At 48.1% G+C, this 21,213-nt stretch carries 19 protein-coding genes; 10 read left to right on the top strand and 9 right to left on the bottom strand.

Annotation, left to right across the window (positions count from 1 at the left end; genetic code table 11):
• Positions 1-14: 14 nt before the first annotated feature.
• The 3 genes from KNO68_RS10025 (at position 15) to KNO68_RS10015 (ending at position 2,120) form a co-directional block, all read left to right on the top strand.
• Positions 15-875, top strand: coding sequence for a hypothetical protein (locus KNO68_RS10025; protein WP_078146038.1), 861 nt, complete (start codon positions 15-17; stop codon positions 873-875).
• A gap of 111 nt (positions 876-986) precedes the next feature.
• The gene (locus KNO68_RS10020; RefSeq protein WP_078146037.1) at positions 987-1,502 is read left to right on the top strand and encodes a YflT domain-containing protein; all 516 of its coding nucleotides are present in this window, start codon (positions 987-989) and stop codon (positions 1,500-1,502) included.
• Positions 1,503-1,514: 12 nt separating this feature from the next.
• Entirely contained in the window at positions 1,515-2,120 is a 606-nt protein-coding gene (locus KNO68_RS10015; RefSeq protein WP_214685007.1) for a YflT domain-containing protein, read from the top strand.
• A gap of 41 nt (positions 2,121-2,161) precedes the next feature.
• On the opposite strand, the gene KNO68_RS10010 is transcribed toward KNO68_RS10015, so the two are convergent.
• The 3 genes from KNO68_RS10010 to KNO68_RS10000 are packed head-to-tail and all read right to left on the bottom strand — an operon-like array spanning position 2,162 to position 5,447.
• The gene (locus KNO68_RS10010) at positions 2,162-3,124 is read right to left on the bottom strand and encodes a 2-hydroxyacid dehydrogenase (RefSeq protein ID WP_214688954.1); all 963 of its coding nucleotides are present in this window, start codon (positions 3,122-3,124) and stop codon (positions 2,162-2,164) included.
• Between the two features lie 48 nt (positions 3,125-3,172).
• A complete protein-coding gene (locus tag KNO68_RS10005; protein ID WP_215112445.1) occupies positions 3,173-4,315 on the bottom strand; it encodes a YcjF family protein in 1,143 nt (380 codons plus the stop codon).
• A 13-nt stretch (positions 4,316-4,328) separates the two neighbouring features.
• Positions 4,329-5,447, bottom strand: a complete 1,119-nt coding sequence (locus tag KNO68_RS10000; RefSeq protein ID WP_215112444.1) for a GTPase — start codon at positions 5,445-5,447, stop codon at positions 4,329-4,331.
• An 80-nt stretch (positions 5,448-5,527) separates the two neighbouring features.
• Between KNO68_RS10000 and KNO68_RS09995 the strand changes: the two genes are divergently transcribed.
• Positions 5,528-5,917 (top strand): VOC family protein, encoded by a 390-nt coding sequence (locus tag KNO68_RS09995; protein WP_215112443.1) that lies wholly within the window; start codon positions 5,528-5,530, stop codon positions 5,915-5,917.
• Positions 5,918-6,010: 93 nt separating this feature from the next.
• Positions 6,011-6,811, top strand: coding sequence for a formate/nitrite transporter family protein (locus KNO68_RS09990; RefSeq protein WP_078146031.1), 801 nt, complete (start codon positions 6,011-6,013; stop codon positions 6,809-6,811).
• A 50-nt stretch (positions 6,812-6,861) separates the two neighbouring features.
• Here the strand turns inward: KNO68_RS09990 and KNO68_RS09985 are convergent, their stop codons facing one another.
• Entirely contained in the window at positions 6,862-8,334 is a 1,473-nt protein-coding gene (locus tag KNO68_RS09985) for an alanine/glycine:cation symporter family protein (RefSeq protein WP_078146030.1), read from the bottom strand.
• Positions 8,335-8,755: 421 nt separating this feature from the next.
• Between KNO68_RS09985 and KNO68_RS09980 the strand changes: the two genes are divergently transcribed.
• A complete protein-coding gene (locus KNO68_RS09980) occupies positions 8,756-9,733 on the top strand; it encodes a hypothetical protein (protein ID WP_214688958.1) in 978 nt (325 codons plus the stop codon).
• Positions 9,734-9,771: 38 nt separating this feature from the next.
• Here the strand turns inward: KNO68_RS09980 and KNO68_RS09975 are convergent, their stop codons facing one another.
• The 5 genes from KNO68_RS09975 to KNO68_RS09955 all read right to left on the bottom strand — a co-directional run bounded on the left by KNO68_RS09975 (position 9,772) and on the right by KNO68_RS09955 (position 13,144).
• Positions 9,772-9,939: a hypothetical protein gene (locus tag KNO68_RS09975; RefSeq protein WP_015880321.1), complete on the bottom strand. Its 168-nt coding sequence runs from the start codon at positions 9,937-9,939 to the stop codon at positions 9,772-9,774.
• 1 nt (position 9,940) lies between these two features.
• Complete coding sequence (locus KNO68_RS09970; protein WP_015880320.1) at positions 9,941-10,144, bottom strand: YwbE family protein; 204 nt, start codon at positions 10,142-10,144, stop codon at positions 9,941-9,943.
• 57 nt (positions 10,145-10,201) lie between these two features.
• Positions 10,202-10,540, bottom strand: a complete 339-nt coding sequence (locus KNO68_RS09965; protein ID WP_078146028.1) for a hypothetical protein — start codon at positions 10,538-10,540, stop codon at positions 10,202-10,204.
• A 54-nt stretch (positions 10,541-10,594) separates the two neighbouring features.
• Positions 10,595-12,250 carry a glycoside hydrolase family 13 protein gene (locus KNO68_RS09960; RefSeq protein ID WP_215112489.1) on the bottom strand — a complete coding sequence of 552 codons (1,656 nt, stop codon included), beginning with the start codon at positions 12,248-12,250 and terminating at the stop codon, positions 10,595-10,597.
• A 132-nt stretch (positions 12,251-12,382) separates the two neighbouring features.
• Positions 12,383-13,144 (bottom strand): alpha/beta hydrolase, encoded by a 762-nt coding sequence (locus KNO68_RS09955; protein WP_215112442.1) that lies wholly within the window; start codon positions 13,142-13,144, stop codon positions 12,383-12,385.
• A gap of 373 nt (positions 13,145-13,517) precedes the next feature.
• Between KNO68_RS09955 and KNO68_RS09950 the strand changes: the two genes are divergently transcribed.
• The 4 genes from KNO68_RS09950 to KNO68_RS09935 all read left to right on the top strand — a co-directional run bounded on the left by KNO68_RS09950 (position 13,518) and on the right by KNO68_RS09935 (position 21,161).
• The gene (locus KNO68_RS09950; protein ID WP_214812658.1) at positions 13,518-17,024 is read left to right on the top strand and encodes a chitobiase/beta-hexosaminidase C-terminal domain-containing protein; all 3,507 of its coding nucleotides are present in this window, start codon (positions 13,518-13,520) and stop codon (positions 17,022-17,024) included.
• Positions 17,025-17,124: 100 nt separating this feature from the next.
• Entirely contained in the window at positions 17,125-18,327 is a 1,203-nt protein-coding gene (locus KNO68_RS09945; protein WP_078146025.1) for an NAD(P)/FAD-dependent oxidoreductase, read from the top strand.
• 47 nt (positions 18,328-18,374) lie between these two features.
• A complete protein-coding gene (locus KNO68_RS09940; RefSeq protein ID WP_215112441.1) occupies positions 18,375-19,028 on the top strand; it encodes a hypothetical protein in 654 nt (217 codons plus the stop codon).
• Between the two features lie 123 nt (positions 19,029-19,151).
• The gene (locus KNO68_RS09935) at positions 19,152-21,161 is read left to right on the top strand and encodes a catalase (RefSeq protein WP_215112440.1); all 2,010 of its coding nucleotides are present in this window, start codon (positions 19,152-19,154) and stop codon (positions 21,159-21,161) included.
• The last annotated feature ends 52 nt before the right edge of the window (positions 21,162-21,213 follow it).

Genomic DNA, 21,213 nt, shown 5'->3' with positions numbered 1-21,213 from the left:
CCCTGGAACCGAATATGATTCACGACCCGAACGTCCAACAGTTCTTTAACGACGTGCGCCAGCGCCTCATCGAACTACTTGGAAATGAGGCAGAAGCGGATCGCCATCTACTCGCACTTGCTGGATATATCCGACATGCAGAGAAAAGTGGTCAGTCGCTCGAAAGTCTTTTAAACCAAGATCCTCAGGAATACGCTCGTTTCCTCATTGAACAACCCGAAACAAATGAAGAATATCGTCGACGCTATCACGTGTTGATCGATGCCTCGGATGAATTAAAACCTCATGAAAAAGCGCAAGCAAACCGGGAATTCGATTGGGCCGTCAATCAATTGGACGAAGCCAAGCTTTCGTTAAAAGAAATCGAAGTGCGCGACCTTGCCTTCCTCGCCTACACAAAGATTGAAGCACTCAAATCGTCTCGTACGATTTGGAACCGCTTCGGCTGGCTACTAGGTATGATTTTGGCATTTGCCTACGCCAACTTACTGCTCGTGATTGACGATGTCTTTAGCGGTCGACTATTCACCGCCCCTATGTCGACGTATCCAATTGATTATCTGGCCTTCCTGTTACCCGTCCTCGTGACCGGTGCTATCTTCGGCATATTGACCCGTTTTCGACATTACATCCAGACGCTCGGTCGGCGTATTGCATTCGCCTTGCTCATCGTTGTCGTCTACATCATGTCTATCTTTCTGATTCAACCGCTCTTAATGACAATTGGTTGGTCATTCATCATTCAGTTGACCCCACTCTACGCGCTCATTTTAATGGCGATCAGTGGCTTTATGGCCATCTGGACATTAATCGAGTTCGTCTGGAAGAGTACACGTTGTTCTCTCGGAGACGATACGCTCATGCTTTATTACTAACCACGCCACTCCTCTTAGGAGATGGCGTTTTTTGTTTCGATTATGGCGAGAACGGAAATTACTCCTATTGTGACGCTTGTTTTAGATTGGAAATTCTAAAGGGGGTATTCGATGTCAGAACGAAAAATGATTGGCCTGTTCCAGACAGAACAGGAAGTCATGCACAAAGTGGAAGAGCTGAAAGCTGCAGGGGAAGCTGAAAAAAATATGCATGTTGTCGCCAAGCGGGACGGGGAAATTTCTGCGTTACGTGATCACACGGATGTAAATGCCGAGTCCGGTATCCGTGACGTCAATTGGCTTGACCGTGTCAAAGCATTCCTACACGGAAGTGACCGCATTCGTGATGAGTTACGGAATATGGGGCTAAACGATGCCGAAGCGGAACAGTATTATGATGCAATCGATGAAGGACAGATTCTACTCTACATCGATCGACACTCGTACGACCGCTATCCGAACATGTATAAAAAAGACAGTGAGCTCGATCATGATAAAGGGGAAAAAGCGGATGGGATCGCCTTTGACGCGAAACCATTTAACGATCACGACGAGAATCCACGTGGTACAAAGGATGATCCGATTGTACGCGGTCATTCTGGATTAGAAGATCATCGCCGATTATAAGGAGGAACGACTATGAATGAGAAACGATTTATCAGTATGCACGATACGCTGGATGCAGCACTTGGGAAAATCGAGGAGTTGCGAGCGAAAGGGTATGAAGACTCACACATTTATGTCGTCACAAAACATGAAGACAACGTTTCGATTTTGAGACGTGATACAGATGTTCATACGGAAGCGACCCATCAAGCGAGCTGGTTCGATAAGGTTCGGGCGTTCCTCAGCGGTCATGAAGACGTGCACGCTGGTCTACGCAACATGGGACTGAGCGAAGAGGAAGTAAAACGTCACTATGACGATGTAGAAGCCGGGAAAATCCTCGTTTATGTGGATGAAGACTTTGAACGTCGTCATCAAGACGGGGTGACAGTCGATTCGAAACCATATCAAGACGCATCATCGACTCATCTCGGTAGTCATACTGACGATGGATTGGAAATCGACTCAAAACCTTATCGTGAGGCTCAGACCATCGACCCAAGCCATCCCGTAGACCCGGAGCAAGATAAACTGGATAAAGAAACGAAGAATCCAGATCGCGAGGAAAAACTACGTGGTCTCGATGATCGTGCTTATCGAAATGACGTAGAAGATCCGGATAATATCCGACGTTTCTAACATAGTAACAAAGAGCCTGACGCACCCGCGTCAGGCTCTTCTTACGTCAAACGATTCTTCGGTTCTTTCCCTTCGAGCACATTTGTGATGGCATCTCGATTCAATGCCATCATCGCCAGACGTGTCCGAATCGTTGCACTCCCGATATGCGGTAATGTCGTCACGTTCGGAAGCGTCAATAATGGATGACCGAGGTCGATTGGTTCTTTTGTGAATACGTCTAATCCCGCTCCCCAAATCTTCCTCGCTTTAAGTGCTTCATATAGCGCCTTTTCATCGATGATTTCTCCACGAGCCACATTGATGAAAATGGATGTTTCCTTCATCTTGGCAAACTCTTTAGCCCCGAGCATTCCCCGTGTCTCGTCCGTGAGCGGTGCGAGAACGACGACGAAATCGGATTGTGTCAATAGTTCATCGAGTTCCGCATAGGTGAAGCCATACATCGACTCCGACTCATGTCGCCGTGTCCGGTTATGGTATAGAACTTCCATGTCAAATCCTCTTGCCCGACGTGCGACCGCTTCACCGATTCGCCCCATTCCGATGATACCCAATTTCGCTTGATAAAGGTCCATCCCGACGTAGCCCATCGGCAGCCAGGACTTCCACTCCCCGGCGCGCAAGTCACGTTCCGCCTCTCCGAGACGTCGTGCCGTCATCATCATGAGACCAAACGTCAAATCTGCTGTCGTTTCCGTCAAGACATCGGGTGTGTTGGTGACGATGACGCTATTCTCTTTCGCTGCGTTCAAATCGATATTGTTATATCCGACCGCCAAATTGGAGACGACCTCTAACTGTGTGGCACGCTCAAACACTTCACGGTCAATCGTGTCGCTGAGCATGGTCCAGAGCGCATGCGCAGATGACGCTTCTTCTAACAGCACCTCTCGCGGCACACTTTCCCCTTCATGCTTCCACATGCGCACATCGTATTGATCGCGAAGCGGTTCGACTGCCTCTTCTGGCAAGCGACGCGTAATATAGATTCGTTTCTTCATCTTTCTCCCCCTCTCTACACTTACTTGTAGTCTAACAAATGGAAAGCGTTAAGAGGGTTGATCCGACTTCGGCTTTTGCTTCAAATACTGTTCAAACAGTGACCCGAACTCTTGATTTAACAACTGTTCAATCGTTTTCGATGAATCCATAGCGTTTCGATAGGCGATTTCGTTAATGGCGAGTCCGATGGCCCACGTGATCCCTGATGCGACGGTCGCATTGATGACACCGGCCGCGGCGTTCGCTCCCGGGAAAAACTTCATGACGTTCAATAAGATCGTTTTCGATAACGTGCGACCGATTTGTGGAATGATGGTACTTCCAATGAGCGTCTTCAACAAATCATCACTCGCTTTGACACCCCAATAGCGAAATAGATGGACGCTCATCGTCACTTGAATCGGCGTCAATGCCACGGCATCAGCAAACGGGAGCGGAACCGCAGCAGCCGTTCCTGCGCTCGCGACATAGCCAGAGATGATTCGATTCGCCTTTTTACGCTTTAACTTGAGCATCGCTTCACTCTCTGCATGAATCTCCATCAAGAGCCCTTCCTGCAAGGAAGCATCTAGCTGTTCAACCGACCACGCAATCAGTCGTTCCCAATCCACATATTGACGCAACGCTTCATCGTTCAATATTTCCGAAGAAATGCTGACTTGGAAGATCGCTTCTTCCGGAAGGATTCCATTCAGTTCATTCCGTAATGCCGTCAGTTCCTCTAAATCGACCTGATCGATTTGTGTGAATAAGACAGCGACAGCGGTCGATTCACGTAGACGGCGAATCAAGGCCTTGTCGAGTGTTGTGACACGTTTTGTCGCAGCGTTGATGGTATACCAGACGAGATGAATTCGTTTGGATGCCTCTTGCCGCTTTGCGTTCTCCACAAACCCGATGACTTCCTCTTCGTAATGTTGTTGCCGCGCACTCCCGATCTCATATCCTTCGCTGTCGAACAAGGTGACTGCGATATCATCACTCGTATATTGATGAATTCCTCTTGTGACCGGTTCCCCGGCTGCTACTTTCGTCAAATCACGTCCAAACACGTAGTTCACAACAGAACTCTTTCCTGCTCCCGTTGCTCCCGCGATGAGGATGTTTGGTTTTTTGACATTGCCCCGTAGCCGCTCGAGCTCTGCCTTTAAATCATAATCTTTAAAATCAAATCGTTTCGTCGATTCCATTTACGTTTCCCCCTTATGAGTTGAGCGTGCGACCAAGCTGACCCATCTCGCGCTCAAAGCCGCGTCGAATCTCTTCTTCAATCGTTTGTCTTACAGATGCATATTGTTGCTCGATGGCCTTTTTAATCCCTCGCTCTGCCGCCCGACGCTTGAATGCCCAGTAGATGAAGTGCACTCCAGGAATCATTCCGAGAACCATCTTTCGAACTGTTTTTCCGAACGAGTAGTCAAATCCGAGCTCAACTCGTCTTGTTCTAAACAAAAGGTCTGCTTGCTCTCCGACGAGTGGGTACCGCTGCATGAGTTGGATATAATGACGCACCCCTTCTGCCATCGCCTCTTCCGTCGTCAAAGCGGCCGCTTCAAGCGTATTTTCTAAATCTTTCTCTATTTTTCTAGCTTTCCAACTGATCATTGCTTGCGGGGTCAGCATCCGAATCGTCTCTGCCGAAGCGATACTCCGAATTCTCCAATCCTCTAACTCGTCTAGGAGATGATTCGTCAGATTGATGGGGAGTTTTCGTTCGATGTCTTTCCACAAGTTCGTCCGATTCCGCTTCCATACCTCTTCATACCCTTTGACCGGGACGCGTTTCCCTGTCAGTAATTTCTTTTCGACACTGTTGACACGGATGATGTCCTCTTCTTCAATCGGCAGTTCGCGTAACAATACCCGTTCCATCGCCTCTGCCTTTTGCACACTCATCGGGTCGTCTTCGTTGAAGTTAGTCAGAATGAGGGTGACGTTGCTCCCCCGCTCATATAAAGGTTTTAAAATCGCCTCGAGCTCGTATGCCTCGACACGTCCTGACTGCACCGACAACAAGTAGTAAATTGTATGAAACCACTCCGCGATATCGAGCGCGCCTTCACGCTGATGGACGATGGATAAGATCGCTTGATGCCACTCTTCAGAGCGGTCTGCTTCGAGCCCCCACGTATCAAAAAAACGAAACAAGATACCCCGCTCTAAATCGTAATACTCATATTCGTGAAGTCCTTCTGCGGTGACCGGACTTCCAGCACGCGATTCGGCGACGTCATGTCCATATATATAGTTGATAAACGCACTCTTTCCGACACCGGTCTTTCCGGCAATCAAAATATTTGAGACGAGCCCTGTCCGATCCATACGTTTCCTCCCTCATTCGTTGTATAGTTCAATTATACCGAACGGACCATTTTCAAACGTCCATCGAAAGGATGATTCTCATGCTTCACCATGTTGAGCTTTACGTTTCAAACCTACACGACAGTATACGTGCCTGGGAATGGCTCCTCTGTGAACAACTTGATTACACGCTCTATCAATCTTGGCCAGAAGGACGGAGTTATCGTTACGGCGAGACATATCTCGTGTTCGTTCAAACGGAAGAGACTCACCTTGCGCCACCGTATCACCGAAAAAAGACTGGTCTCAACCACTTGGCATTTCATGCGTCCTCCCTCGCACAACTAGAAGAAGTGCGGCAACAACTTGCATCCCGCGGGTTTCGTGAATTGTACGCAGACCGCTTCCCCCACGCAGGTGGCCCAAACTATACAGCACTATTTTTTGAAGACCCGGACCGCATCAAAGTTGAACTCGTGGCAGCGATGTGAACGGTTTCTTGAGAACTTCTTGAAAGTTTGTGAAAACAATTGCAAACTTGACGTCGACCTCCTAGACTGAAAGGGTCTAAAGGAGGTCTTTTCATGGAAAAGCAAGTCGTCGATTATATGGAAGAAGCCGCATTCAAGAAATCATCATTGCTTCAACATTCATTTCCTCAATACATGTTGCGATCGATAATCGCGGGTTTTTTAATCGGGATTGGAGTCGTCTTCTCATTCACCGTCGGAAACATGTTCATCGATGTCCCCGGTACGATGCTGATAGCGGGCGCCAGTTTCTCGGTGGCACTCGTCTTCATCGTCTGGATGGGGGGAGAGTTGTTCACGAGCAACACCATGTATCTCTACACTGGTGCAAAACGAGGACGTGTCGCTTGGTTCGACCTCGTAAAGATATGGGGACTCAGTTGGGTCGGTAACTTGATTGGTGCCGTCTTGCTATCGCTTCTCGTCATCGGGGCTCATAGTATGGGTGACGTGACGGGTGACCATTTGCTCGCTGTCGTCGCCGCGAAGAAAATCGGTGGAGACGCCCTTGCTATTTTCTTGAAAGGAATCTTGTGTAACGTGCTCGTCTGTTTGGCCATCTTCATGCCACTCAAAACGAACAATGATGTCGCGAAGATTATGCTGACGATGCTTCCGGTCGTCGTATTTTTCGCCGCTGGATTCGAGCACTCAATTGCGAACATGGGCGTTTTCGCTCTCGCGCTCCACTATGTACCGTCGGACCTCGTCACCTTTAGCGGTGCCCTTTACAATCTATTCTTCGCCACACTCGGCAATATTGTCGGTGGTGCGTTGTTCGTGGCCGGAAGTTACTTGTATTTGAACAAATCGGAGACGGAACAAACCGTCAAGCCGATACGTCATCATGCATAAAAAGACAGGGACCCCGATTAGCAGGGTCCCTGTTTGTTGCATTTCACGAATTATGATTTTGAAGCGTCGGCTGCTGCTGCTTGAACAGTACCTTGTGCCACTTCGTCTTCTTCCACATCCCAGCACTCTGTATTCTCGATACCGAGTTTACGAGCCGAGAAGCGTGGGTTGAGACCTTGAGCTCGTTGCTCTTCGTAATCTTTAAGAACTTTGAAGGCAACGCCACCGAGCAATGTGATTGCCGCGATGTTGATCAATGTCATCCCTGCCATGAAGAGGTCAGCGAGGCTCCATACGAATCCGAGGCTTGCGACCGCTCCGATGAAAACGAATGCCATTGTCGCAAGACGGAATCCAAAGACTACACCTTTGCTCTTCTTGATGAATTCGATGTTCGTTTCACCGTAGTAGTAGCTTCCTGCGATCGAGCTGAAGGCGAACAAGAAGACGCTGACAGCGATGAATGCTGGAGCAAGTGTTCCGATTTGCTCAGTCAATGCGTTTTGAAGAAGGACAATCCCTTCACCATTTCCAGCAGCGTAGCTGTCTGAGAGAAGGATGATCGCTGCAGTTGCTGTACATACGATCAACGTATCCAAGAATACACCGAGTGATTGAAGGAAACCTTGTTTCGCAGGGTGCGATACTTCAGCAGCAGCTGCTGCGTTTGGTGCAGAACCCATACCTGCTTCGTTCGAGAAGAGTCCACGGCGTACACCCATTGAGATTGCAGCACCGATTGAACCACCGACTGCTTCATTCAAACCAAATGCGCTTTGGAAAATCATAGCGAAGACGCCTGGAAGTTCAGCGAAGTTCACAACGACAACGTAGAGTGCGATAGCAAGGTAGAGAACAGCCATGACAGGTACGACGATTGCCGAGAAGTTCGCGACACGTTGTACACCACCAAAGATGACAAGGCCAGTAAGAACAACTAAGATTGCTCCGCCGATCGCTGCATCGATTCCAAATGCGTTATCGAATGCTGCAGCGATCGTGTTCGATTGAACAGAGTTGAAGATGAGTCCGAATGTGACAGCAATGAGAACCGCGAATACGATTCCAAGTGCACGGTTGTTTAAACCTTTTTCGATGTAGTAAGCCGGACCACCGCGGTACGCGACATCGTCTTTCACTTTGTATACTTGAGCGAGCGTGCTTTCAATCATGGCTGTCGCACCACCGAGAAGGGCGACGATCCACATCCAGAAGACCGCTCCTGGTCCACCAAGTGTGACCGCTACCGTGACCCCGGCAAGGTTACCTGTACCGATTCGAGTCGCGGCACCGATAAAGAATGATTTCATTGAAGAAATACTCTTCCCGTCTTTTGTAAGTGTAACGTCCGATTTATCTGTCACCGTACGTAACATTTCTTTTAAGTAACGGAACTGCATAAATCGTGTTCTGACCGTGAAGTAGATCCCGGCTCCGACGAGAACGGCGATCAATACGTACGACCATAAGATGTTGTTCAAAAAGTCGACGCTTCCTTGTAACATACCTTGAATCGCTTCCATGAATAAGTTCCTCCCTGTTGTGTGAATCTGAAGTTGAGAATTTTTTATGATGTCTTAGTTCTGAATTATACAAAGATTCTGACAATTATCAATAATTTTTTTATAGGTGATTTCACTCTTTTTTCACATCATCTGAGCCAGAGTCCTTATTTATAAGTACTTAAAGCGCTTACATAAAAATGTTTAGAAATATTAAATCATGATTTATAGTGCGTATAGAAAAATATAATTTCATTATTTTTACTTCATTTTCTTATTTGCCGTGTCTTTTCATTACACGGTCTCGTATGAATACCATTCATTTTTTATACTTTTTTTCACTAATCAATCATTGTTTTTCACTTGTACAGGATATTACATAATTATAGTCTCCACCTTCTGTTCACCATGAAAAGTCATCTAGAAGAAAGAAGGAAGAATCATGAAAAGACATCGGAAGTGGTTATCTTGGTTCGTTATATTGGCCTTCGTGTTGTCATTGTTGCCTATGAAGGGAAATGTGGCGGAAGCGACCGGAGGGACACAGTGGTGTGTATCCACGAATTCTGATTCTACCATCTATGCAGGGCAAAACATCCCGATTGGAGTCGTCGATTTTGAGTTTGTCGCGGAAGGCTTAAAAATTGTCATCGATTTAAATGACGGAGTGACGTTAGCCGACGTACCTGAAAATATTAAAATTGATTTTCGATTAACCAGTGAATCGCTTGAGCGCGGTAGTCCTGGCGCATATGAGTTTAAAACAAAATCCCTCGTCGATCCAACACATCTCTTAATTCCTTACGCTTCGTTAGCAAGTTATCTTGGTGTGAACGAAAGCGTTCTAAAATCAGACGGTTTCCAATTTAACGTCTTCCTCCACCTAGATACAATCGTTAATGGAGAAACGGAAACTGCTTATCCTGGTGATCCGGGTACAGGAAATCCTTGGGTACGATATGTGACACTGACCGTTGAAGATTGTACACCACCACCAGAGGTTGATTATGGGGTATATACAATCGGCTTTTGGAAAAACATCTTCAACTATGAGAAAGTATCGTTCGAATATGGCTCAATCGTTTATATTCAAGGAATTGCTTATGATGTCAGTACACTCGAAGGACAAAAGGCCTTGTCCGCACTAATGACAAGCTCGCCGAAATCAATGACTGAAGAAAAACGTTTGATTATGCAATTAACAGCCGCAAAAATCAATGTACTATTAAATGACCCATCGTTCTTGAACCTTGAGCTCGTTTATAAGGACAGTGGTGTATCAACTGGCTTTACCGTGGGTGAACTATTGTCTGGTGCAGAAGTGGCTCTTGCAAACAAAAATATAGATCAAATGAAATACTATCAAAAACTTCTTGATCAGTTTAACAATGGTTATTTCGTAAACACGTTACACGATTAAAAGATAAAAAGCAGTCGCTTTTGAGGAGCGACTGCTTTTTATATACCAGTACGTTTCTTCTGGTTATTTGGTTTTTTCGTCAATTGGCTCGTCAACGGTTTCTGTTTTGTACCATGTAAACCCGTGGGAACCTTCGTTTGATTTTGCTTCTTCTCTGCCAGCTTTTGTTTCATCGCCTCTTGAAAAGATAGTTTTTTCTCGCTCATCTTACTCACCTCCAGCTTCGATCACTTTCACACGACCGACCTGTCCATCGCTCAAACGCACTTTGATTCCGTGCGGATGACGTGGCGAGTTCGTCAATATATCTTGAACGACGCCTTTCGTCAGCTTTCCGCTTCGTTGATCTTGTTTTAAAACGATTTGGACGTGGAGTCCTGGGCGAATGTCAGCACGTTTCGTTCCATCCATACCCGACACCCCTTTCCATTTAGTCAATCTCTATCATATGCTCTTTTCCCTCATTTGTCACAGCCTATTCCAGATGCCGATCTGTCGCATCGTTTCTGTCATGTAACTTTGATCGGTCTGAAGCGTCTTCTTAGGAAACGGATCATACAATCGAACGCTGACCCCTCGATGCGAAAAGGTCACATCCATGACATACTGTCCTTCCACATCACGGAGTGCGGCCGTCCCTTTCAACGAATGAAACGCCTTAGCGAACGCCTCTCCAAAATCGAGATACGCTTTCACGTAAATCGTAACGCGTCGCTCATCAATCATCAATTCCAACCGTTCGCGATCGGCACCACCAATGACCATGCGTACGACCTCGTTGTCATTGGAAAATTCAATCGTATGCATCCTCGTCCCACCCTTCATTCAAAAGAGGTACCCTCCTAGGAAGGTACCTTTCTATCATAAACGATATAACCGTGCTGCGAATGGTCGAAGCATAAACGTTTCCGTATCAATCGTCTCGGGGTCAATCTCATTCGTCATGACAAGCGTGGCGCCTGCAATTTCCGGAATGGTCACTTCTGCCGGATTGGCGGTCAAGTTGACGACCACGAAGAAGCGGTTGTTTTCAAACGTACGCTCGTAGACGAAGGCTTGCTTATGTTCAGGCAAGACGTCACGATAACGACCATACGTAAACGTTTCCTCAGCTCGACGAAGACGGATCATCTCCTTATAGAACGACAGAATGGAGTGCTGGTCGTGTCGCTGTGCCTCGACGTTGAGCGTCTCATACTCTTCATGAATCGGCATCCACGGGGTCGTCGTCGAGAAACCAGCATGAGGTGAGGCATCCCACTGGATTGGTGTCCGGACGTTATCACGAGACGTGCCCCATACTTGTTGCATCGAGTCGATTTCACTCATCCCGTTCGCGATCCGTTCGAAGTACTCGTTTTTCGTCGCGACATCATCATAGTCATGAATGGATGGGAGCGGCACATTCTTCATCCCGATTTCTTGTCCTTGATAAATGAATGGTGTCCCGTGCATGAAGAAGTACATCATCCCAAGCGCCGTGGCACTTTCACGCCAATAATGATGCTCATCCCCGACGAGAGATACCGCTCGCACCATGTCATGATTTTCAATGTATAATGCGTTCCATCCAGTTTCGCGTAATCCTTGTTGCCATTTATCGAAGATCCGTTTCAGCTCGACGACATCGAGCGGGGCAAGACGCGACCGTCGCATGATATCGACATGATCAAAGTGAAAGGCCATATTCATCGCACCATTCTCTGGTCCCATCCATTGGTCGGCTTCTTCCGGCTCAATGCCGTTCGTCTCCCCAACAGTCATAATGTCGTATTTGGAAAACGTTTCTCGCTTCATCTCTTGTAGATATTCATGAATTCCGTCAATGTTCGAGTACATCGAAAAGGCCGTCACGATCGGCTTTCCGTCCGGAGAAGGTAGCATCGTCTCCGTCGGCATCTTTTTAATATGACTGATCGCATCGACACGGAATCCGTCGACCCCTTTATCGAGCCACCAGTTGATCATGTCATAGACAGCCGTTCGAACGTCACGATTTTCCCAATTCAAATCGGGTTGTTTCTTCGAGAAGACGTGCAAGTAATATTGATCGGTCGGTTCGTCATATTTCCAAGCGGACCCACCAAAGATACTCGCCCAGTTGCTCGGTGGCATCCCATCTTTCCCATCTCGCCAAATATACCAATCTCGTTTCGGATTGTCTTTCGAGCTCTTCGATTCAAGGAACCATGGATGTTCGTCCGACGTATGGTTGACGACGAGGTCGAGCAACAGCTTCATCCCTCGTGCGTGCACTGCCTCTAGCAAGGCATCAAAATCCTCCATCGTCCCAAACTCATCCATAATGTCTTGATAGTCACTAATATCATATCCGTTATCATCGTTTGGCGATTTGTACATCGGACAAATCCAAATGACATCAATTCCAAGGTCTTCTAAGTAATCGAGCTTTTCAATGATTCCGCGAAGATCACCGATTCCATCCCCGTTCGAATCGTTGAAACTTCGTGGATAAATTTGATAGGCGATGGCCTCTTTCCACCATACACGACTGATCTCTGTTTGTTTCGTTTGGCTGAACAACGTCTCCATACGGCACCTTGCCTCCTACAATAAGGTATGATTCACATCTACCATAGCACTAGTGCAAGCGTTTGCAAAGAATCAGTCCACAAAAAAATGCAGTTTTCACACTGCATTTTGATGGCGCGCCCCAACCTGTTCACAGAAGGTCGTGATCAGCTTCGACAAATGCTTCCAATCATTGTCCATCGTCGCGACGTGATACGAGTTAGGAAGCACCGCGTATTCTTTTTTTCCTTGTAACTGATCGAACAACCAGATGGAGTCGGAAGGCGGCACCACGTTGTCGACAGCAGAATGGATGACATATGTCGGCACATCAACTGCTCCGACGTGCGGTCGCACCTCGTCAATCAGCGAAAGCAATTCACGAATCGCTTTTGTAGGCACACGGTCATAGACAATCTCATATACGTCTTTTGCCAAGATGTCAGGCGCATCTTCGTCGATAAATCGACACTCGGTATCCGACGCATGACACGCATATCCTGGTACCGATAACGCGGCATTGATTGTCACAATCGCATCCGCCTTCCCTTCAAGGGCAGCCTTGAGTGCCAACGTTCCGCCCATTGACTGACCGACGACGATGACCGTCTGACACGACTCGCGCAACCGCTCGATTCCTTTCGTCACACTTTTATACCAACATCGATGCGTCGAACATCGAAAGTCTTCTGGATGTGTCCCATGCCCTTTCAAGCGCGGGGCATAGACCGTGAACCCTTGCTTCATCAACTCAATTCCGACGTCCTGTACACTTTGAGGTGTCCCGTTAAAGCCGTGACAAAGCAAAATACCGATTTCGTTTCCTTCATAATAAAACGCGCCTGCTCCAGGAATGACTGGGTAATTGACTGCTTTCATTAGTGCCTCCTTTAATTCCAACTTAACCGATACAATTAATTCGTATTAGAAGAGTGTAAAAGTTCTTAAGCTACTCGTCAAGTTCTTCCGATTACATTTATCTTGTAATCAAAATGTAATCATAACTTTGTGTTTAGTGGATTGAGTTCTGACGTCTGCTTGGTTATGTTTAACATGTAGTAAAAAAACTTGGGAAATGAACGTGTTATTTTTGACAATACACGAATAATTTTTCAAGGGATTCGTCACAAGAAAAGTAATGTAAGCGCTATCATGTCGTTTTTTTGAAAAAGGAGGATATAAATTCACTTATTTATAACGACGCAAGTTGGGGAAATCGGATTAGACCATTACATCTAAGGGAGACTTACACATGGGGAAACCAACACAATCATTTAAGGCAGTCACTGGCCTCGCCTTATCAGCAGGACTCATCGTCAGCAGTATGACGCCGATTGCGGCAAACGTAAACGCCGAGACGTTGAACGCATCAGATCTCTTCATTTCCGAGTACGTAGAAGGATCGAGCAACAATAAAGCAATCGAGTTATTCAATGGAACGAACGCGACAATCGACCTTTCCGCTTACAAAATTGAACTGTATTCAAACGGAGGTACGACTGCCGGAAATACATTGAATTTGACTGGCACCCTCGCACCAGGAGCTACATATATCATTGTGAACGGCAGTGCGTCGGACACATTGAAAGCAAAATCGGATACGGTGAGTGCCGTGACGAACTTCAACGGGGATGACACGATCGTCTTGAAAAAAGGAGACACGGTTCTTGATGTCTTCGGTCAACTCGGCTTCGACCCAGGGACAAAATGGGGAACGACCGTTGCGACTGCTGACCAATCGCTCATCCGTAAAGACACGGTCACAAAGGGAGACAGTGATGGCAGTGATGCCTTCGACCCGGCTGTCGAATGGTCATCGACACCACAAGACACGTTCGACAATCTCGGGTTACATACGTTCCAAGGCGTCGAATACGGAGATGGCGGCACAACGGAGCCTCCTGCACCAATCACACCAATTTCAATTGCTGATGCACGAACAAAGGCAGAAAATGAGACGGTCACCGTAAAAGGAGTCGTCACGGCTAAATTAGCGAACACCATCTCCATTCAAGACGCAACAGGTGGTCTGTCTATCCGTCCGACATCTCTTGCCGTCAACGTCGGGGACGAGGTCGTTGTCACAGGGGTCGTCGGTTCGTACCGTGAGCTTCTTCAATTGAACAGCGCTGTCGTTGTTTCAAAACAAGCAGCAACACTTCCTACTGCCCAAGTCTTGACAGGGGAACATATCAACGAGGACGTCGAATCCGAACTCGTTACCGTCAAAAATGTCACACTCACAGGTAGCGGTCAGAACTTGACGGCGACGGACGGAACGAAGGAGTTCGTCGTTCGCGACGAGCGAGGCATCCTTGATTTACAGACGGATGTGAACTATTCATCGATCACAGGAATCGTTCAACAGTTTGACGATACGTACCAAATCATCCCTCGTGACCCGGCGGACACGGTTATCGATACGTCCGTTCTTCGGCCGGCTGTCGCGAAACCAGGTGCCGGTACATTCGTTGGTCCACAAGACGTGACGCTCTCGACAACGACAGCAGACGCTGAGATTTTCTATACACTCGACGGCTCTGATCCAAAAGAGAATGGGCTTCGTTACGAAAACCCAATCCGCATTGAAAACTCGACGACATTGAAGACGGTCGTGAAAACGGGAGACACATTCAGCGCCGTCTCAACATTCTCTTATAAGATCACAGACAAGATTCGCATTCACGACATCCAAGGTGCGAACCATACGACTCCGATGAACGGACAGACGGTTGAAGGTGTCGAAGGAATCGTCACGTCTACGTTCGTCTCAAGTGGGACGACCTATTACTTCATCCAAACGCCTGATTCGGAAGCCGATGACGATGCACGGACATCTGAAGGGATTGTCCTTTACGGTGGACGTTCGATTGCCGGCATTCAAGTCGGTGACCTCGTCAAAGTGAACGGAAAAGTGAGCGAGTATGCGATCGAAGGATACAGCGACCGTCAACAGACAGATATGAAGATGACACAAATCGATACACGTAACGGAAAAGTCGAAGTCGTCGCGAGCGGCGTGACACTTCCGACTCCAATCACGATTGATGCCTCAAACCTTCCGACCGAGTTTATCGACAGCGACAACCTCGCCGTCTTCAATCCGGAGAAGGATGCCATCGACTTCTGGGAGAGCCTTGAAGGAATGCGTGTTCAAACGAACAAGTTGAAGTCAGTCGGACCACAAGAATATGGTGACTTAGTCACAGTTCTCGAGGATACGCCAACAGAGACATATAATGGCGGCGTCTTATTGAAAAAGAACGATGCAAACCCGGAACGCATTCAGTTCCGTCTCGAACCGAACGCGGAAGCGCGTGAATTCGATGTCGCGACGGGCGACCGCTTCAATGGACCGATTGTCGGTGTTGTCGGCTATTCGTTCGGTAACTATAAGATTCAAGCCTCACTTGAAGACATGAAAGCTGCCTTCGTCAAAGGAGATGCGCAGCGTGAGAAGACATTCATCGAGGCAGAAGAAGATCAATTAACGATTGCATCGTATAACTTAGAGAACTTCTCGAACAACATCAAAGAAACATCAGATGAAAAGGCACTCAAACTGGCGAAAGCGTTCGTCAACGAATTGAACAGCCCTGACATCATCGGTGTGACGGAAGTACAAGACAACGATGGACAGGATAAAGGGGCAGGTTCTGCCGCTGACCAGAGCTATCAGCGCTTAATCGATAACATTGTCGCTGTCGGTGGGAAGACGTATAAATACGTCAACATCGACCCAGAGAACAACCAAGACGGAGGCGCCCCAGATGCCAACATCCGTGTCGGCTTCTTGTACGATCCTGAGCGCGTGTCATTGACGGAGGGAATCCCTGCTGGTGATGCGACGACGGCCGTCGGATACGCCGATGGGAAATTGACGCACAACCCGGGACGTATCGATCCGATGAACGAAGCGTTCGATCGTTCGCGTAAACCGTTAGCTGCTCAATTCGACTTCCAAGGCGAGAACGTCATCGTGATCGCAAACCACTGGAACTCGAAAGGTGGCGACACTGGTTTCTTCGGTTCACAACAACCGGTCGTACTCGGAAGTGAAGTGCAACGTAAGAAAATCGCACAAGTCGTCCACAACTTCGTGGCAGACGTGAAGACGAAGAATCCAGAAGCGAATGTTGTCGCACTCGGTGACTTCAACGATTTCGAATTCTCGGATGCGCTCCAAATCTTCAAAGGCGACTTGATGACGAACATGGTCGAGAAAGTTCCTGCTGTCGACCGCTACTCGTATGTGTATCAAGGGAACTCACAAGTACTCGATCACATCCTCGTCTCGAATCGCTTGGCCGCTTCTACGAAAATTGACATGATTCACGTCAACTCGGACTTCACTGAGATGTCAGGGCGTGCGAGTGACCATGATCCAGTACTTGCACAAATCGACTTCACACCGGAACCAGAAGTGGAATTGACGCGTTACACTGTAGAAAACCATAAAGCTGCTCGCCTCGTCCTTCAAGAGGATTACATCGGCGTGACAATCGGAAAAGGCACGAACTTCAAAAACGGCATCTTCGTTCGTGGCGTATACACGGAATTGACAGGAGAACCGTTGAAAAATGTCGTCGTTCAAGTGAAACCGAAAGAAGCCGGTGCCATCATCGACTTCAAAGGCGCGACGGTAAAAGAAGTAATCGTTGACGGGAAAAACCTTGCTGAGATTCGCGGGGCAAAAAACGTCCAACGCATCACATATACGAAAGGCGCTTCTCCTTCATCCATCATCATCAAGAAATAACATGTTGAACCGCAGACACATCGTCTGCGGTTTTTTGGTTTCACCTCTATTGAAGCGGGGATAAAGAGGAAGATACTGAATATCATGGAGGATGAGACCGATGGAATTGTATAACGGAGATTTATATTGGCCAACGACCGAATCAGAGGACGTCGTGTTAGAAAGACCTGACAAAAAAGAGCATTACGACGTACTCGTCATCGGAGCCGGTATGTCCGGAACGTTGACGGCTTATACGTTACAACGAGATGGCGTCGATTTTGCGGTGCTCGATGGGCGAAAGGTCGGTACCGGAAGCACATCAGCAAATACCGGTTTAATTCAATATTCAAATGACATCATGTTACATGAACTTGCAGAAAAAATTGGAGAAGCGGCAGCGGTACGCTTCTATCAATTATGTCTCGACGCGGTCGAATCGCTCGACCAGGTGGCGAAAGATGTCGATGCATCCGATATATATATTCGACGGGACAGCCTTTGTTTTGCGAGTGAAGAGGACGATGTTGCCAAATTGCAACGTGAGTATGAGATGCTAGCCAAACACGGTTTTGATGTGGAGTGGTTGGATCGTGAGGCACTACGTGAACGCTTCCCATTTGAAAAACCGGCGGCCCTCATCACAAAAGGCGATGCCGAGGTCAATCCGCTCACGCTCAGTCGTCAAATCATCCGCCATTTATCGAAACAACACGTCCCGATTTTTGAAGAGACGTCGGTGGATGAGGTCGTGTCTGATGGTGATGGATGGATTGTGTTCACCTCGAACGGGACATTTAAAGCGAATAAAGTCATCTTTGCGACAGGTTATGGGCCAGCTCCCCTACTCGACTCCCATCGGATCGATTTGAATCGGTCATACGCCATCGCAACGAATCCAATCGCCGAATTCAGCGAATGGGAAGGACGCGCGCTCATTTGGGAGACGAAACGACCATATCTCTATTTGCGCACGACTCCGGACGGGCGAATTATCGCGGGTGGGCTTGACGAAGACCAGGCCGAAACGCCGCACGATGAGGCGCTCATGAACGATCGGGCGGAACGAGTGAAAGAAAAAATCGCCGAGCTCTTCCCGATGTATGACCTAGAAGTCGATTATGCTTGGGTCGCCTTGTTTGGAGAGTCGGTGGACCAACTCCCGTTCATCGGGGAGCACCCGAATCGACCGAACTTGTTTTACTTGCTCGGATATGGGGGAAATGGGACCGTGTATAGCATGCTTGGCTCTCGTATTCTGAGTGCTCTCGTTCGTGGTCAGTCGCATCCCGATGCGGACCTCGTTCGTTTAGATCGAACGTAATCCCCGACATTTTGGGATTGTTACATCATTGAAGGAGTGTTTTTGGATTGAAGAAAAAAAGAAAATCAAACAGGGTGTACCGACTACGTCGTCTTGCCGTATTCCTTGTCCCTCTCGGTTGCGCCTTCTGGTTTTGGCCACAGGAATCCGTCCCCACGACGCAGTTAAAGGCTGAACAAGCATCCATTTCCGAGGAAATATATACGATTGAAGAACGTACACAAACCGAACAAGACGGTGTCATTCGATATGAATACGACATCGTCGTACACGGGAACCCGAGTACGGATGAGCTTCAATCCGTCAGCCATGACGTCATCGATGACGTAAAACAGTCAGATCAGTTCCAGGCCGCCTTGTTACGATTTTATGATGATGCTGCCTATATCGGGACGGAACCGCCACTCGGTGAAGCCGTATTCGCTCCGGAAGGCGACTATGGACTCGCAGACTGGGTGGAACCCGGTCAAACAGACGACATGATGTTCGGTTGGCAACTTCGAGAAAAAGAATGGACGACCAAATTGACCGATACAGAGATTCAAATTTGGAGGTCATGGCAAGATCAATATACGAAGCAGAATCCTGACGACCCCGATTCGAAAGCGAAAGTGACGCGCATCATTGCCACTGAATACGAACTCGACCCTAAAGTGGTACAACAAATCGTATTGAAACAGCATGTATGGGCCGCATTATAAATGTTTGTGTGAAATCTCTCTTTTTTGAAAAAGAGGGATTTTTTTATTGGCGTTAGGGAACACCGATACAGTAGGTCAAATGGTGACTTACGACGGTCAGTCATACTTAAGGGAGGCAATCACATGGGGAACAAGAAAGAAGAGCAGTTAAATCAACATACGATTGATAACGAACAACAAGCTGGCTTGACGACAAATCAAGGTCTGAAGATGGCGGAAGACGAATTCTCGCTGAAAGCAGGACGTCGTGGTCCGACATTGATCGAGGATTTCCATTTCCGCGAGAAGATGACCCATTTCGACCATGAGCGGATTCCGGAGCGGATCGTCCATGCGCGCGGCGTAGGAGCACATGGAGAGTTCCAGGTGTATGAACCGCTCGCCGAGTTCACAAAAGCGAACTTTTTGAATGACCCTTCGAAGACGACACCCGTATTCGTCCGTTTCTCGACTGTCCAAGGCTCACGCGGGTCCGCGGATACGGTCCGTGACGTCCGTGGTTTTGCGACGAAGTTCTATACAGACGAAGGGAACTACGATTTAGTCGGAAACAACATCCCAGTCTTCTTTATCCAAGATGCCATCAAGTTCCCGGACCTCGTCCACGCTGTGAAGCCTGAACCACATACGGAAGTGCCGCAAGGGGGAAGCGCGCACGATACGTTCTGGGATTTCGTCGGACAAAACCATGAGACCGCTCACATGGTCATGTGGGCGATGAGTGATCGGGGAATTCCGCGTAGTCTACGCATGATGGAAGGGTTCGGGGTGCATACGTTCCGTCTCGTAAATGCGGAAGGAAAAGCGCATTTCGTCAAATTCCATTGGAAACCGAAGCTCGGGGTTCATTCACAAGTATGGGACGAAGCCCAAAAAGCAGTCGGGAAAAATGCTGACTTCCACCGTGTCGACCTTTATGAAGCCATAAATAAAGGCGACTATCCTGAATGGGAGCTCGGCCTGCAGCTGATCCCGGAAGAAGACGAGTTCAACTATGACTTCGACATCTTAGACCCAACCAAACTGTGGCCGGAAGAAGAGATTCCAGTGAAACTCGTCGGAAAGATGACACTTAATCGAAACGTCGACAACTTCTTCGCGGAAACCGAACAAGTCGCCTTCCACCCGGGTCATCTCGTCCCAGGAATCGACTTCTCGAACGATCCGCTCTTGCAAGGTCGTTTGTTCTCGTATACGGACACCCAACTGTCGCGTCTCGGTGGACCAAACTTCCACCAGATCCCAATCAACAAGCCCGTTTGTCCGTTCCACAACAACCAGCGGGACGGGATGCATCAAATGGCCGTTCACAAAGGTCAGACGAGCTACCATAAAAATGCGCTCAACAATAATCAGCCGGAACCTGTACCAGCCGATCAAGGTGGATTTGAGCACTATCAAGAGAAAATCGATGGTCATAAGATTCGGGGACGTAGTGACAGCTTCCTTGATTTCTACTCACAGGCGAAGCTCTTCTACAACAGCATGACCGATGTCGAAAAACAACACATCCAAGATTCCTGCAGTTTTGAGCTCGGAAAATGTGAGTCGGACATGGTGAAAGAGAACGCCGTCGATTTATTGAACCGCATCGATCGTCATCTCGCTGAAGTCGTCGCCGACAACTTAGGAGTACATGTGCCCGAAGAGAATAATGAGGTCCAGTCAGATAAGACGTCCCCTGCTCTCTCGATGGCGAACACAATCAAAAAGCCCGATACGAAGAGCGTCGCCCTTCTCCTTGCCGGTGACGTGGATGCGAATCAGGTGAAACAGTGGGTGCAGACGCTCGCCGATCACAACGTCAACTACAGCCTTGTCGGCAAGAAGGCGTATATGCTTGGTGACCTGAAGGTGAAGGCGACGTACGATACGGTCGACTCGAGCCTTTTCGATGCCGCCTTCTTAGTGAGTGCCGCGACGACTGTCGAGGATGATGTGCTCGAATTTATCGAGAACACGTACAAGCACTATAAGCCGCTCGCCCTACACGTACACCATAAAGAGGCACTCGCCACATGTCGCGTGAAGCAAGACCAGCCTGGTGTCTTCACGTTTGACGAGCATAACCTCGATGGATTCAATGCGTTCATCGATGGGATTGCGACTGCCCGATTCTGGGACCGTGCCTAACGATGTCACTTGACTCGACTCGATTCCCGAGTCGAGTTTTTTCATGTCTGTC

Origin of the sequence: Exiguobacterium sp. s75, assembly GCF_018617145.1 — a bacterium.
GTDB classification, from domain to species: domain Bacteria; phylum Bacillota; class Bacilli; order Exiguobacteriales; family Exiguobacteriaceae; genus Exiguobacterium; species Exiguobacterium profundum.
This window is presented reverse-complemented; position numbering and strand designations above follow the sequence as displayed.